Source organism: Ramlibacter sp. G4-7, from assembly GCF_057784995.1.
In genome coordinates, this window is the sequence record NZ_JBYNTT010000021.1 from 70698 (window position 1) to 83437 (window position 12740).

General features: G+C 69.5%; 14 protein-coding genes. 6 read left to right on the forward strand and 8 right to left on the reverse strand.

All coding sequences use genetic code 11. The features are described 5' to 3' along the window. Position 1 precedes the first annotated feature (1 nt). The 8 genes from AC3EGR_RS22605 to AC3EGR_RS22640 form a co-directional block, all read right to left on the reverse strand. Positions 2 to 814: a c-type cytochrome gene (locus AC3EGR_RS22605; protein WP_488548780.1), complete on the reverse strand. Its 813-nt coding sequence runs from the start codon at positions 812 to 814 to the stop codon at positions 2 to 4. After that, positions 811 to 2433 (reverse strand): cbb3-type cytochrome c oxidase subunit I, encoded by a 1623-nt coding sequence (locus AC3EGR_RS22610; RefSeq protein WP_488548781.1) that lies wholly within the window; start codon positions 2431 to 2433, stop codon positions 811 to 813. Before AC3EGR_RS22610 ends, AC3EGR_RS22605 begins: the two co-directional genes overlap by 4 nt. After that, on the reverse strand, positions 2420 to 2971 hold the full coding sequence (locus tag AC3EGR_RS22615) for a cupredoxin domain-containing protein (RefSeq protein ID WP_488548793.1): 552 nt from the start codon (positions 2969 to 2971) through the stop codon (positions 2420 to 2422). Before AC3EGR_RS22615 ends, AC3EGR_RS22610 begins: the two co-directional genes overlap by 14 nt. Before the next feature lie 8 nt (positions 2972 to 2979). Beyond that, a complete protein-coding gene (locus AC3EGR_RS22620) occupies positions 2980 to 3162 on the reverse strand; it encodes a hypothetical protein (RefSeq protein ID WP_488548782.1) in 183 nt (60 codons plus the stop codon). Next, positions 3159 to 4445, reverse strand: coding sequence for a c-type cytochrome (locus tag AC3EGR_RS22625; protein ID WP_488548783.1), 1287 nt, complete (start codon positions 4443 to 4445; stop codon positions 3159 to 3161). The genes AC3EGR_RS22620 and AC3EGR_RS22625 overlap by 4 nt, the downstream gene beginning before the upstream one ends. Beyond that, positions 4442 to 5173, reverse strand: coding sequence for a c-type cytochrome (locus AC3EGR_RS22630; RefSeq protein ID WP_488548784.1), 732 nt, complete (start codon positions 5171 to 5173; stop codon positions 4442 to 4444). The genes AC3EGR_RS22625 and AC3EGR_RS22630 overlap by 4 nt, the downstream gene beginning before the upstream one ends. A gap of 145 nt (positions 5174 to 5318) precedes the next feature. Beyond that, positions 5319 to 5741, reverse strand: coding sequence for a universal stress protein (locus AC3EGR_RS22635; protein ID WP_488548785.1), 423 nt, complete (start codon positions 5739 to 5741; stop codon positions 5319 to 5321). Between the two features lie 37 nt (positions 5742 to 5778). Then, positions 5779 to 6222 (reverse strand): universal stress protein, encoded by a 444-nt coding sequence (locus AC3EGR_RS22640; RefSeq protein WP_488548786.1) that lies wholly within the window; start codon positions 6220 to 6222, stop codon positions 5779 to 5781. Between the two features lie 82 nt (positions 6223 to 6304). Between AC3EGR_RS22640 and AC3EGR_RS22645 the strand changes: the two genes are divergently transcribed. The 6 genes from AC3EGR_RS22645 (at position 6305) to ccoP (ending at position 11983) form a co-directional block, all read left to right on the forward strand. Then, positions 6305 to 8593, forward strand: a complete 2289-nt coding sequence (locus tag AC3EGR_RS22645) for a heavy metal translocating P-type ATPase (protein WP_488548787.1) — start codon at positions 6305 to 6307, stop codon at positions 8591 to 8593. A 13-nt stretch (positions 8594 to 8606) separates the two neighbouring features. Continuing rightward, complete coding sequence (ccoS, locus tag AC3EGR_RS22650; RefSeq protein ID WP_488548788.1) at positions 8607 to 8744, forward strand: cbb3-type cytochrome oxidase assembly protein CcoS; 138 nt, start codon at positions 8607 to 8609, stop codon at positions 8742 to 8744. A 64-nt stretch (positions 8745 to 8808) separates the two neighbouring features. After that, complete coding sequence (ccoN, locus tag AC3EGR_RS22655; RefSeq protein WP_488548789.1) at positions 8809 to 10248, forward strand: cytochrome-c oxidase, cbb3-type subunit I; 1440 nt, start codon at positions 8809 to 8811, stop codon at positions 10246 to 10248. 24 nt (positions 10249 to 10272) lie between these two features. Beyond that, positions 10273 to 10902 carry a cytochrome-c oxidase, cbb3-type subunit II gene (ccoO, locus tag AC3EGR_RS22660; RefSeq protein ID WP_488548790.1) on the forward strand — a complete coding sequence of 210 codons (630 nt, stop codon included), beginning with the start codon at positions 10273 to 10275 and terminating at the stop codon, positions 10900 to 10902. Positions 10903 to 10915: 13 nt separating this feature from the next. Further along, positions 10916 to 11053 carry a cbb3-type cytochrome oxidase subunit 3 gene (locus AC3EGR_RS22665; RefSeq protein ID WP_488548791.1) on the forward strand — a complete coding sequence of 46 codons (138 nt, stop codon included), beginning with the start codon at positions 10916 to 10918 and terminating at the stop codon, positions 11051 to 11053. Positions 11054 to 11065: 12 nt separating this feature from the next. Continuing rightward, positions 11066 to 11983: a cytochrome-c oxidase, cbb3-type subunit III gene (ccoP, locus tag AC3EGR_RS22670; RefSeq protein ID WP_488548792.1), complete on the forward strand. Its 918-nt coding sequence runs from the start codon at positions 11066 to 11068 to the stop codon at positions 11981 to 11983. Positions 11984 to 12740 lie beyond the last annotated feature (757 nt).

Sequence of the window (12740 nt, forward strand, 5' to 3'; positions counted from 1 at the left end):
GCTACTTCGCCGGCGGCTCCGGCGCGCCGGCCTGGTTGCCTACGATCGCTCGGGCGGCGTAGTACTGGGCCGCCGCCTCCATCTCTTCGGGCTTCATCCGGCGCGCGATGTTGCGCATCACTTCCAGGGTGTCGTTGCGCCGGGCGCCGCTGGCGAACTGGCGCAGTTGCAGCCCGAGGTAAGCCTGCGACATGCCTTCCAGCCAGGGGCTGCCGGGCTTCTTGTCGATACCGCCATGGCAGGACGCACAGGGGGCGATGTTGCGCATCGGGTCGCCCACGCTCACCACGCGCGGGACCGGCATCGTCGCCGGCGCCGGCGAGGGGCGCGGCAGCTGCGCGTAGAACGCGGACAGGTCGCGGATGTCCTGCTCCGACAGCCCGGCGGCCAGGGCCTGCATCAAGGCGTGCCGGCGCTGGCCGTTCTTGTAGTCGATCAACTGCTTGTAGACCACTTCGGCGTACTGGCCGGCGAGGTTGGGCACGTCGGAGGTGCTGACGCCGCGGGCGCCGTGGCACATCGTGCAGCGAAGGGCGAGCGTGCCGCCGCGTCCCACGTCGCCGCCGGCCGTCCCCTCCAGGGCGGGCACCATCGCGACCCGGCTGGCGCGCGGGTCGTCGAGCTGCAGCTCCGTGGACCAGGACGCCGGCACGCCGGCGATGCGGCAGATGGAGTCCCACAGGCCGCCGGCGGTGAAGTCCGGTTTGACCCGCGGCAGCCACAGGAAGCCCACCAGCACCGCGGCGACCAGCAGCAGGAACAGTGCCGCCAGCGCCTTGCGTACGCCGTCGTGGCCGAGGACGCCGTTCTTCATCGCGGCCCCCCGATGCGCACCACCGGCACCGAACTCTCCGCCAGCAGCGCGAGCTGCACGATGGGGAAGCCGTAGTTCACGACCGTGAGGCCCACCATCAGCGCGATCCAGAGTGCGAAGCTGTTCAGGGCCGCCGGCACGGGCGCCACGTGCACCGCGCGGCTGAAGGTATAGGGCAGGACCGGTGCATTGCCGCGCCTGCGCGCCGTGGCCAGGATCCACAGGAACAGCAGGCCCGAGATCACCAGCATCAGCCCGCCGATGGCGGAGATCGTCACCGTGATCGCCTGCGGCTGCAGCAGCGGGTGGCTGTAGTCGTAGTAGGCCATGCGCCGCGGCATGCCCAGCAGGCCCACGAAGTGCCAGGGCAGGGTGGTGACCATCATGCCGACGAACCAGAGCCACAGCTGCCACTTCATGAGGCGTGCCGGCAGCGGGCCGCAGCGCACCAGTTGCGGCCACAGGTCGTAGGCGACCACGAAATACATGATCACGATGGCGCCGGCGAAGATCAGGTGGAAGTGCCCCGTGACCCACTGCGTGTTGTGGATCGTCTCGTTCAGCTGGTAGCTCATGTTCACGATGCCGCCCGCGCCGCCGAAGCCGAGCATCACGAAGGCGAAGGCCAGCGCCAGCATGTAGGGGTTGTCCCAGGGCAGGGCCTTCACCCAGCCGAAGGCGCCGCGGCCGCCGCGCAGGCGCGCGGCGATCTCCACCGACGCGCAGATGGTGAACACCGTCAGCAGCGTCGGCACGGACACCATCGCCGTGAACACCGCGTGCAGGAACTTGAAGCCGGCGCCCACCTGCGGGTCGGCGAACAGGTGGTGGATGCCGATCGGCATGGAGAACACCAGGAACAGCACGAAGGCGACCCGGCCCATGGTGTCGCTGTACAGGCGGCCGCCCACGGCCCGCGGGATGATCGTGTAGAACGCGATGTAGGCCGGCATCAGCCAGAAGTAGACGATCGCGTGCAGCGTCCACGAGAAGAGCACGCGCGCCAGTCCCGCGTCGATCGTGTCCTTCCAGCCGAAGGCGGCGGGCAGGATCAGCAGGAGGATTTCCGAGGCCGCGCCGACGGAGGTCCAGGCCCACAGGTAGGCGCCGGTCGCGTTGCCGAACATCGCCAGCGGGATGGTCGCGCCGGGGTTGTCCTTCTTCCAGCGGTGCAGGTTCCAGGAGGTCAGGCCCACCCAGATCCAGGACCCCACCACCACCAGCACCACGCCCAGGTAGTACAAGACGTTGCCGACCATGGGCGGGTAGAAGGTGTAGAGCACGGAGGCCTTGCCCAGCGCGACGGGGAGGGCGGCCATCACCGTGCCGATCACGACCAGCCAGAAGCCGGTCCACGCCCAGCGCACGCCGAGCAAGGGGCGGCCCAGCGCCAGCTCGGTGATCGCGTAGCCGAAGCCCATCGCCACCAGCGTCGGCAGCACGTAGGCCATGACGGTCCCGTGCATGGTCACCGAGCGGTAGTACAGCTCGGGGTTCTGGACCCAGGGCACCAGCGGGCTGCGCGCGACCATCTGCCATTCGCCCAGCAGCAGTGCCACCGCGAAGCCGGCGAACGCGACCCAGAAGTGCGCGAGGACGAGGCGTCTAGCGAGAAACACAGCTCAAGGTCCTTCCCGCATCGGCGCTGCGCAGGAACTCGGCGGCGTCGACCACCTGCACCCGCGCCCACATCCCTTCGTGCCCGGTGCCGCAGTACTCGTGGCAGGGCATGAGCTGCTCGCCCAGTTCCGGGAAGCGGGCCGTGAACGTGGAGACGAAGCCGGGGATCAGCATCACGTTGGCATTGGTCTTGCCGACGACGAAACCGTGCACGACATCGGTCGCCGTCGCGCGGAAGGTCACGGGCGTGTCCACCGGGACCACGATGCACTGCGGGGTGAAGGAGTACTGCTGCGCGACCAGCCGCACCGTGACCTTGCCCTGCGCGTCAACGGCCGAGCCCAGGTTGGACTCGACGAACTCGCCGCGGATGTGCAGCGTGCGCGGATCGATGGTCTCCACGCGCGACGGCGGCATGGCGGCCCAGTGCACGCCGGTCACCACCATCATGGCGACCAGCAGGAAGATGATGCCGCCGACGATCCAGGCCCAGCGCCGCTCCGCGCGTTCGGCGGCCTCCGCGCCCGGCGAATGCATGGCGGCGCTCACTCCACCGCTCCCCGCGGCAGGTAGGCCAGGAAGTAGAAGAGGAAGTAGATCAGCACGACGAGGAAGGTGGCCAGGCCTGCCACCGCCCAGGTGCCGCGCGGGCCTTCGGCGACGATGCGTTCGATCGCCGCGTCTTCATCTTCTTCGTGCCGGCGCTTCGGGTCCATGGCCTGGTTCATTCGATCGTCACCGAACGCAGTGCGTTGGCCTGGGCTGCCGTCACGGGCGTACCGCCGTTGCCCCAGGCGACGCGGATGTAGGTGGCGACGGCCGCGACCTCCTCGTCGTTGAGGAGGTGGGCGAAAGGCGGCATGCCGTAGGGCCGCGGGTTCCTGTGGGTCGCGGGCGCGTAGCCGCCGTTGAGGATCATGCGGATCGCGTTGACCGGCGAGGCCATCTCGATCGACTGGTTGTCCGCCAGCGGCGGGAAGTGCGGCGGGAAGCCCTTGCCTTCGTCGCCGTGGCACATCGCGCACTGCGCCGCGTACACCTTGCGGCCGGCTTCCATGGTGCCCGGCGCCACCATCTGCGCCTGCGGTTCGGCCCGCTTCTCGTCCTTGGGTGGCAGCGACTTCAGGTACACGCCCATGGCGCGCACGTCCTCGTCCGCCATGTACTGCAGGCTGTGGAAGGTGACTTCGGCCATCGGCCCGTACACCGCACCGCGGCGGGAGGTGCCGGCCTGCAGCAGGTCGACGATGTCCTTCAGGTCCCAGTCGCCCAGCCCTGCTTCGCGGTTGGAGGTGAGCGAAGGCGCGTACCAGTTCTGGTTGGGGATCATGCCGCCGCTGAAGGTCTCCTGCTCGCGCGAACCGCCCAGCGCGGAGACGGCCGTGTGGCACATGGAGCAGTGGCCCAGACCCTGCACCAGGTAGGCCCCGCGGTTCCATTCGACGCTCTGCTTTGGATCGGGCTGGTACTCGCCCTGGCGGAAGTACAGGGTGCGCCAGCCCAGGAGCAGCTCGCGCTGGTTGAAGGGAAAGCCCAGTTCGTGCGGCCGGTTGGGCTGCTTCACCGGTGGCACCGACATCAGGTACGCGTAGATCGCGTCGGAGTCGGCGCGCGTGACCTTGGTGTAGTTGGCGAAAGGCATGGCCGGGTACAGCAGCTGCCCGTTCCTGTTCACGCCCGTGTGCATCATCCGGTAGAAGTCGTCGGAGGTCCAACGGCCGATGCCGGTCTCGTCGTCCGGCGTGATGTTGGACGTGTACAGGTTGCCGAAGGGCGTGGCCATGGCGCGCAGGCCCGCGAATTCGCGGCCGCCCGGCGCGGTGTGGCAGGCCACGCAGTCGCCGGCGCGCGCCAGGTACTCGCCGCGGGAGAGGATGTCGTTGGCCACCGGTCCGCGGATGGTCGTGGGTGCGAGCTTTTCCCAGGGACGGATCTGCCACAGCAGTACACCGGCGGCCGCGACCGCGCCCAGGACGAGCAGCGCCAGCACGAATTTCACCGGGCGCTTCATCGCTGGCTCCCGCAGGCGATGGGCATGCGCACGACATTGCGGGCATCCGGCGACAGGTCCTTGGGCGCGGGGAGCGAGCCGAGCCAGGCGGCGGCGGCCTGGATGTCGGGGTCCGTCAGGCGGCTCGCGATGCGCTGCATGCAGTCCGGCGCGGCGGCACGGCGCTCGCCCGCGCGCCAGCGCGTGAGTTGCGCGGCGATGTAGTTGGGACGCAGCCCGGCCAGCCCGGGGATGCCGGGCACCATGCCGGTGAGGTTCGGCCCGTGGCAGGCGATGCAGGGCGGAACCTGGCGCGCGCTGTCGCCGTTCTGCACGAGCGTCCGCCCCCGTTCGAGGAAATCCGGCGCGATGGTGGCGGCCTGCGGCGGTGCGAACGCCGGACGCAGCGCGGCGAAGTACTCCGCCATCTCGCGCAGGTAGTCGTCCGTCATGTAGGCGACCAGGTAGTTCATGGGCGCGTAGCGCCGGCTGCCGTCGCGGAAGGCACGCAGCTGGTTGAACAGGTAGCCCGCCGGCTTGCCGGCGATGCGCGGGAAGTAGTCGTTGCTGGTGCCCTGGCCCTGCTGCCCGTGGCAGGTCACGCAGCCCTGCACGCGCGCTTCCATCGAGTCGAGCTCGCGGTAGGACGGAACCGTAGCCGGATCGGCGTGGGCCTGCCCCGCGGCCTGCGATGCGGCGAGCGCGAGCACCCCCGCGAGAACGAGGCTTCTGCTTGTCTTCCAGATCATCGTTGTGGCCGGAGATCATCCGCGAAGAGGGACCTGCGCCGCGTAGGAGCAGTCCGACGCATTCGTCGGAATGTTCTCGCGCCGGGTTGTGCAACCGTCCGCCTGCCGGACGCAGTGAAGTACGACAACCCGGCGGCGCGCCGCGTCACTTCACCAGCAGTACCGGCACCTCGCACTGTGTCAGCACGTTCTGCGCGACGCTGCCCAGCAGGGCGCGGCCGAGGATGCCGTGCCCGTGCGTGCCCATCACGATGATGTGGGCCTTTTCCTTCTTCGCGAGCCTGACGATCTCCTGGCCGGGCACACCCACGGACCAGCGCGTCGTGAAGGTCACGTCGTGCCGCTGCAGGAACTTCTCGATCGGCCGCAGCACCTTGCCCGCTTCGTCGGCGTGGTACTCGTTGACGGCGCTGGCGCCCACCATGGTCTTCACGCGCGGCGGCATGGCCGGCTGCACGTTCACCACCACGATCTGGCGGTCCTCGCCCACCAGGGTGTCGTTGGCGACGAGGAAGGCCAGGGCCTTCTTGGTATAGGCGCTGCCGTCGGCTGCGAGGAGGATCTTCATCGTTCGGTTCTCTTTCTTGTGGTGGAAAGGGGGGCGCTCAGCGCAGGACCAGCACCGGGATGGTGCCGTGCGTGAGCACGTGTTGCGTCTCGCTGCCCAGGAGCAGGCGCTTGATGCCCTTGCGGCCGTGGGAGGCCATGACGACGAGGTCGCACTTGTTCTTGCGCGCCGCGGCCAGGATGGCCTCGGCCACGAGGTCGGAGCGCACGGTCACGGCCTTGGCCTTGACGCCGGCCTTCTCCGCCGCCGCGCCGATCTCGTCGGCGATCGCCTGTCCCTGTTCGGCCCACTGCCGCTCGGCGCGGGCCACTTCCATGGGCGCGACGTCGATCCCGCCTTCGAAGTAGGAGGTGGGATAGCGGGGCACCACGTTGAGCGCAACGACTTCGGCGCCCAGCGTGGAGGCGAGATCGACCGCTGCGCGCATCGCCTTGCGCGAGAGCGCGGAGCCGTCGGTGGGCACGAGGATCTTGCGGTACATGCCGTCGAGCTTAGGAGCGCGGGGCCGGACGGGCTTGATGTAAGTCAATCAGGGTGGTGTTGCCGGCCCTTAGGCTCGCTCCATGCAAGCTGCCGTGCTTCCCGTCCCGCTGCCGCAGGCGCCCGAGATGCAGCAGGGCGGCGCGTTCCGGCACGTGCTGGACGATCCCGCGGAATGGGACGCGTTCGGCCGGCCGCTGGCGGGCAGCGAAGGCTGCTGGGAGTCCTACCTCGCCATCGAAGGCATCCACTGCGCCGGCTGTTCGCTGTCGATCGAGCAGGCGCTGGCGCCGCTGCCGGGCGTGCGGCAGGTCGAGGTCAATGGCGCGGCCGCCACCGCGCGCATCGTCTGGGACGCGGCCCAGGCGCGGCCCTCGCAGTGGCTCGCCGCGCTGGAGCGCGCCGGCTACCGGGGCCTGCCGGCCGGCGACCAGCTGCAGGCGGTGCCGCGCCGCCGGGCGCAGCGGCTGCTGCTGTGGCGCTGGCTGGTGGCGGGCTTTTGCATGATGCAGGTGATGATGTACGCGGTCCCCGCGTACCTGGCGCAGCCCGGCGACATGACGCCCGACGTCGCCGCGCTGCTGCAATGGGCCGCGTGGCTGCTCACGCTGCCCGTGCTGCTGTTCTCCTGCCGGCCCTTCTTCGCCTCCGCCTGGCGCGAGCTGCGCCACGGCCGCATCGGCATGGACGTGCCGGTGAGCCTGGGCATCCTGATCGCGTTCGGGGCGAGCACGGCGTCCACCTTCGATCCGGCCGGGCCGCTGGGCGGCGAGGTCTGGTACGACTCCGTGACCATGTTCGTGTTCTTCCTGCTGTCCGGGCGCCTGCTCGAGCAGCGGCTGCGCGACCGCACGGCGGGCGCACTGGACGCCTTGGTCCGGCGCCTGCCGGACACGGTGGAACGCGTCGCGCCGGACGGCAGCAGCGCCCGCGTGGCCGTGCGCCGCCTCGCGGTGGGCGACCGCATCCGGCTGCAGCCCGGCGAAGTGTTCCCGGCGGACGGCGTGGTGCTCGAGGGCGAGACCCAGGTCGACGAGGCCTTGCTCACCGGCGAAGCGACGCCGCTGCCGCGCCGCGCCGGCCAGGCGGTGATCGCCGGCAGCGCCAACCTGGCGGGGCGGGTGCTCGTGCGCGTCGACCGGGTGGGCGCCGCCACGCGCTACGGCCAGATCGTCGCGCTGATGGAGCGGGCTTCGCACGAGAAGCCCGCGCTCGCGCGGCTGGCCGATCGCTTCGCCACGCCTTTCCTGGCGGCCGTGCTGCTGGCCGCGGCCGGCGCCGCCTGGTGGTGGTGGCCCGAAGGCGCCGGCCGGGCGCTCGGGGTGGCCGTCGCGGTATTGATCGTCACCTGTCCTTGTGCGCTGTCGCTCGCCACGCCTGCCGCCACGCTCGCCGCCGCCGGCGCGCTGGCGCGGCGCGGCATCCTGGTGCGCCGGCTGGAGGCGCTCGAAGCCGGGGCGGCCGTGGACACGGTGGTCTTCGACAAGACGGGCACGCTGACGACGCACCGGATGGCCGTGCGTGAAGTGCGCACGCGCGCAGGGGTCACGCCGGCCGACGCGCTGGCGCTGGCCGCGGCGCTCGCCCGGCACTCGCTGCATCCGGCATCGCGGGCCATCGCGGCGGCCGGCGGCGAAACCATCGTGTGTGACCAGGTGCGCGAGCATGCGGGGCAGGGCGTCGAAGGCGTGCTGCCCGCCGCGGGCGGCGGCCAGGACGCGCGCCGCCTGCGGCTGGGCTCGGCGGCCTTCTGCGGCGTGGCGGACCTGCGCGAGGGCCTCGGCGCGCAGGTGCACCTGTGCGACGAACGCGGCTGGCTGGCGAGCTTCCGCCTGGACGAGTCCTTGCGCGCCGGCGCGCTGGAAGCCGTCGGCGCGCTGCGCGCCCTGGGCCTGGAGCTGGAAGTGCTCTCGGGGGACCAGCCCGCCGCCGTGCAGCGCCTGGCGGCGCACGCCGGCATCGCGCAGGCACGCGGCAACCAGTCGCCGCAGGACAAGCTCGATCGCGTCGCGGACCTGCAGCGCTCGGGCCGCCGCGTCGCGATGGTGGGGGACGGCATGAACGACGGGCCCGTGCTGGCGCGCGCGGACCTCTCCGTCGCGCTGGGCGAGGCGCTGCCCGTCGCCCAGGCGCGGTCCGACTTCATCGTGCAGGGCGGGCAGGTCGAAGGCGTCGCCGCGATCCTGGCGCAGGCGCGGCGCACGCGTGCGGTGGTGCGCCAGAACATCTGCTGGGCCGCCGGCTACAACGCCGTGTGCGTGCCCCTGGCGATCGCCGGCCTGATGCCGCCGTGGCTGGCGGGGCTGGGGATGGCGGGGAGTTCCCTGTTCGTCGTGTTGAATGCGGCGCGGCTCGGACGACTGCCGTCCTGAACGGACCAAGACCATGGACGTCCTCTTCCTCCTCATCCCCCTGTCCGTCGTGCTCGCGCTCGTGATCCTCGGCGCGCTGGGGTGGGCCGTCTGGCGGGGTCAGTTCGAGGGCGTGGACGCCGAAGGCGAGCGGATTCTCGACGGCGATTGACCTTCGTCAACCGGAGGGGCGCTTGCGCTTGGGAGACTGGAAGAAATTTGAAAAGGATGTCCCCATGAACCAGACCTCCCCCCCGGCCAGCTACAACGACACCGTCGTGCGCCAGTTCTCGCTGGCGGCCGTCCTCTGGGGCGTGGTGGGCATGGCCGTCGGCGTGTTCATCGCCGCCCAGCTCGCCTGGCCCGAGCTCAACATGGGCATCCCCTGGCTCAGCTACGGGCGGCTGCGTCCCCTGCACACCAATGCGGTGATCTTCGCCTTCGGCGGCTGTTCCCTGTTCGCCACCAGCTACTGGGTCGTGCAGCGCACCTCGCAGGTCCCGCTGTTCTCGCCCAGGCTCGCTTCCTTTTCCTTCTGGGGCTTTCAGGCGGTGATCGTGGCCGCGGCGATCAGCCTGCCCCTGGGCTACACGCAGGGCAAGGAATACGCAGAACTCGAGTGGCCGATCGACATCCTGCTCACGCTGGTGTGGGTCGCCTACGCGATCGTGTTCTTCGGCACCGTCGGCACGCGCAAGGTGAAGCACATCTACGTGGCCAACTGGTTCTACGGCGCCTTCATCCTGGCCGTGGCCTTGCTGCACCTGGTCAACAGCGCCGCCATTCCCGCGGGGGCCATGAAGTCCTATTCCGCGTACGCCGGCGTGCAGGACGCGATGGTGCAGTGGTGGTACGGCCATAACGCCGTGGGCTTCTTCCTCACCGCCGGCTTCCTCGGGATGATGTACTACTTCATCCCCAAGCAGGCCGGGCGCCCCGTGTACTCGTATCGGCTGTCGATCGTGCACTTCTGGGCGCTGATCTTCACGTACATGTGGGCGGGCCCGCACCATCTGCACTACACCGCGCTGCCGGACTGGACCCAGTCGATCGGCATGCTGTTCTCGCTGATCCTGCTGGCGCCGAGCTGGGGCGGGATGATCAACGGCATCATGACCCTGTCGGGTGCGTGGCACAAGCTGCGCGACGACCCGGTGCTGCGCTTCCTGATCGTGTCGCTGTCCTTCTACGGCATGAGCACCTTCGAGGGGCCGATGATGTCCATCAAGACCGTCAACGCGCTCTCGCACTACACCGACTGGACCATCGGCCACGTGCACGCCGGCGCGCTGGGCTGGGTGGGCCTGATCTCGATGGGCTCGCTGTACTACCTGCTGCCGCGCCTGTTCGGCCAGAAGAAGATGTACTCGGTGCCGGCCATCGAGCTGCACTTCTGGATGTCCACCATCGGCATCGTGCTGTACATCGCCGCCATGTGGATCGCCGGCGTGATGCAGGGGCTGATGTGGCGCGCGGTCAATGCCGACGGCACGCTGACCTTCACCTTCGTCGAATCGGTGAAGGCGACCTATCCCTTCTACATGATCCGCGTGCTCGGCGGCGTGCTGTACCTCGGGGGCATGCTGGTGATGGCCTGGAACACCTGGATGACGGTGGCCAACGGCCGCGCGGTGCGCGTCAACGTTCCCGCCCCGGTCGCCGCGGCACACGCCTGATCCCCAGGACGAAAGAGTTCCACCATGAGCGACAACGCCACCCCCGTGCCGACCTTCTCGCACGAGAAGGTCGAGACCAACAACTTCCTCATGATCGTGCTGATCCTGCTGGTCGTCGCCATCGGCGGCCTGGTGGAGATCGTGCCCCTGTTCTTCCAGAAGTCCACGACCGAGCCGGTCACGGGCCTGAAGCCCTACACGGCGCTGCAGGTCGCCGGCCGCGACATCTATGTGCGCGAGGGCTGCTACAACTGCCACTCGCAGATGATCCGGCCCTTCCGCGCCGAGACGCTGCGCTACGGCCACTACTCGGTCGCCGGCGAGTTCGTCTGGGACCACCCGTTCCAGTGGGGTTCCAAGCGCACCGGCCCGGACCTGCACCGCGTGGGCGGCAAGTACAGCGACGAGTGGCACCGCATCCACCTGAACAACCCGCGCGACCTCGTGCCCGAGTCCAACATGCCGGCGTATTCCTGGCTGGAGAAGAGCGGCGCCGACGCCGGGAGCATCTCCGCGCACATGAAGGCGCTGCGGACCGTCGGCGTGCCCTACACCGACGCGGAGATCGCCCAGGCGCCCGCGGACCTGAAGGGCAAGACGGAGATGGACGCCCTGGTGGCCTACCTGCAGTCGCTGGGCCGGGCCCTGAAGTGAGGAGGAAACGAACATGGACATCAACCTGCTGCGCGAGATCGCGACCGTCGCTTCCTTCCTCACCTTCATCGGCATCTGCGCCTGGGCCTGGTCGCGCGCACGGCGCGACGGCTTCGAGGAAGCAGGGCGCATCCCGTTCGAACAAGACTGACAAGGGCTTCCCATGAGCGATTTCATCAGCGGCTTCTGGTCGAACTACGTCGCGTTCTTCACCGCCGCGGGCATCGGCGGCTGCGCGCTGCTGCTCTGGCTGACCTCCCGCAAGAAGGTCGTGCCCCGCGCCGACAACACCACCGGCCACGTCTGGGACGAGGACCTGACCGAGATGAACAACCCGCTGCCCATGTGGTGGGTGGGCCTGTTCGTCCTCACCATGGTGTTCGCGGTCGGCTACCTCGTGTTCTACCCGGGCTTCGGTTCCTACGCGGGCCAGTTGAACTGGAGCACCCGCGGCGAGTACGAGACCGAAGTGGCGCGCGCAACCAAGGAACTCGAGCCCTTGTACGCGCAGTTCACCGCCAGGGGCCCGGAAGAACTCGCGAGTGACCCGAACGCCATGGCGATCGGCGAGCGCCTGTTCATGAACAACTGCGCCCAGTGCCACGGCTCGGACGCGCGCGGCAGCAAGGGCTTTCCCAACCTGGCCGATGGCGACTGGCTGCACGGCGGCAGCCCCGAGAAGATCAAGGAGACGATCACCAAGGGCCGGATCGGCATGATGCCGCCGATGGCCGCGGCCGTCGGCAGCGCCGAGGACGTGCGCAACGTGGCGCACTACGTGCTGTCCTTGTCCAACAGCCCGCACGACTCGGTCCGCGCCCAACTCGGCAAGAGCAAGTTCGCGGCCTGCGCCGCCTGCCACGGATTCGACGGCAAGGGCAACCCGGCCCTGGGCGCGCCGAACCTGTCCGACGACATCTGGCTGCACGGCTGGGGCGAGCAGGCGATCGTCTCCATGATCAACAACGGCAAGACCAACCAGATGCCGGCCCAGGAAGACAAGCTCACGCCAGCACAGATCCACGTGTTGTCCGGCTATGTGTGGGGCTTGTCGCGCAAGCCGCAGGTGGCGGCGAAGTAGGACCTCCTCGTCCCCTTCTTCCGGCGTTCTGGCGTAGCCGAGTTACCCCTGATCGAACGCTGCGCCCAGGGGCAAGGATCCGGGTACCCGCTCTCCGGTCAGCTCGCGATGAAGTGCCTGTGGCTTGCCACGGCCTCGGCTCGGAACACGGCCAGTGGCTGACGGTGAGCCCCAGGGGCCGCGAATGATCCCTGCGATCGGATACCCGAACCCTCACCCCCTCATCGCCGCAGCTGATCGAGGACGCCTGATCGCGCGCCGCGCCCAGGACCGGGAACTTCCCAATGCGTCACTGTGCCCGAGGGGGCGGCGGTTCGGGTAGCCTGATCGCGCGCCGCGTCCAGGACCGGAAACTTCCCAATGCGCCACTGTCCACGAGGGGTCGGCGGTCTGGGTGCCCGATCGCAGGGATCATTCGCGGCCCCTGAGGCGCTCGTGTGGCGCTTGCCGGATTCCGAGCAACTGGCCTTGGGTTCTCAACGGCTGCTTCATCGCGAGCTGACCGGAGAGCGGGTGCCCGGACCGACGGCCCTTGGCGCAGCGCTGGTGAGCAAGCTCCTGAACGCCCGGGTCCCGCCTCCCCTTCTTCCGGCGTTCTGGCGTAGCCGAGTTACCCCTGATCGAAAGCCGCGCCCAGGGGCGAGGGCCCGGGTACCCGCTCTCCGGTCAGCTCGCGATGAAGTGCCTGTGGCTTGCCACCGCCTCGGCTCGGAACACGGCCAGTGGCTGATGGCGAGCCCCAGGGGCCGCGAATGAT

Bases quoted from the DNA above. Each gene is read 5' to 3' on its own strand.
- AC3EGR_RS22605 (WP_488548780.1), bottom strand. From the start codon at position 814: ATGAAGAACGGCGTCCTCGGCCACGACGGCGTACGCAAGGCGCTGGCG.
- AC3EGR_RS22615 (WP_488548793.1), bottom strand. From the start codon at position 2,971: ATGCATTCGCCGGGCGCGGAGGCCGCCGAACGCGCGGAGCGGCGCTGG.
- AC3EGR_RS22620 (WP_488548782.1), bottom strand. From the start codon at position 3,162: ATGAACCAGGCCATGGACCCGAAGCGCCGGCACGAAGAAGATGAAGAC.
- AC3EGR_RS22625 (WP_488548783.1), bottom strand. From the start codon at position 4,445: ATGAAGCGCCCGGTGAAATTCGTGCTGGCGCTGCTCGTCCTGGGCGCG.
- AC3EGR_RS22630 (WP_488548784.1), bottom strand. From the start codon at position 5,173: ATGATCTGGAAGACAAGCAGAAGCCTCGTTCTCGCGGGGGTGCTCGCG.
- AC3EGR_RS22635 (WP_488548785.1), bottom strand. From the start codon at position 5,741: ATGAAGATCCTCCTCGCAGCCGACGGCAGCGCCTATACCAAGAAGGCC.
- AC3EGR_RS22640 (WP_488548786.1), bottom strand. From the start codon at position 6,222: ATGTACCGCAAGATCCTCGTGCCCACCGACGGCTCCGCGCTCTCGCGC.
- AC3EGR_RS22645 (WP_488548787.1), top strand. From the start codon at position 6,305: ATGCAAGCTGCCGTGCTTCCCGTCCCGCTGCCGCAGGCGCCCGAGATG.
- ccoS (WP_488548788.1), top strand. From the start codon at position 8,607: ATGGACGTCCTCTTCCTCCTCATCCCCCTGTCCGTCGTGCTCGCGCTC.
- ccoN (WP_488548789.1), top strand. From the start codon at position 8,809: ATGAACCAGACCTCCCCCCCGGCCAGCTACAACGACACCGTCGTGCGC.
- ccoO (WP_488548790.1), top strand. From the start codon at position 10,273: ATGAGCGACAACGCCACCCCCGTGCCGACCTTCTCGCACGAGAAGGTC.
- AC3EGR_RS22665 (WP_488548791.1), top strand. From the start codon at position 10,916: ATGGACATCAACCTGCTGCGCGAGATCGCGACCGTCGCTTCCTTCCTC.
- ccoP (WP_488548792.1), top strand. From the start codon at position 11,066: ATGAGCGATTTCATCAGCGGCTTCTGGTCGAACTACGTCGCGTTCTTC.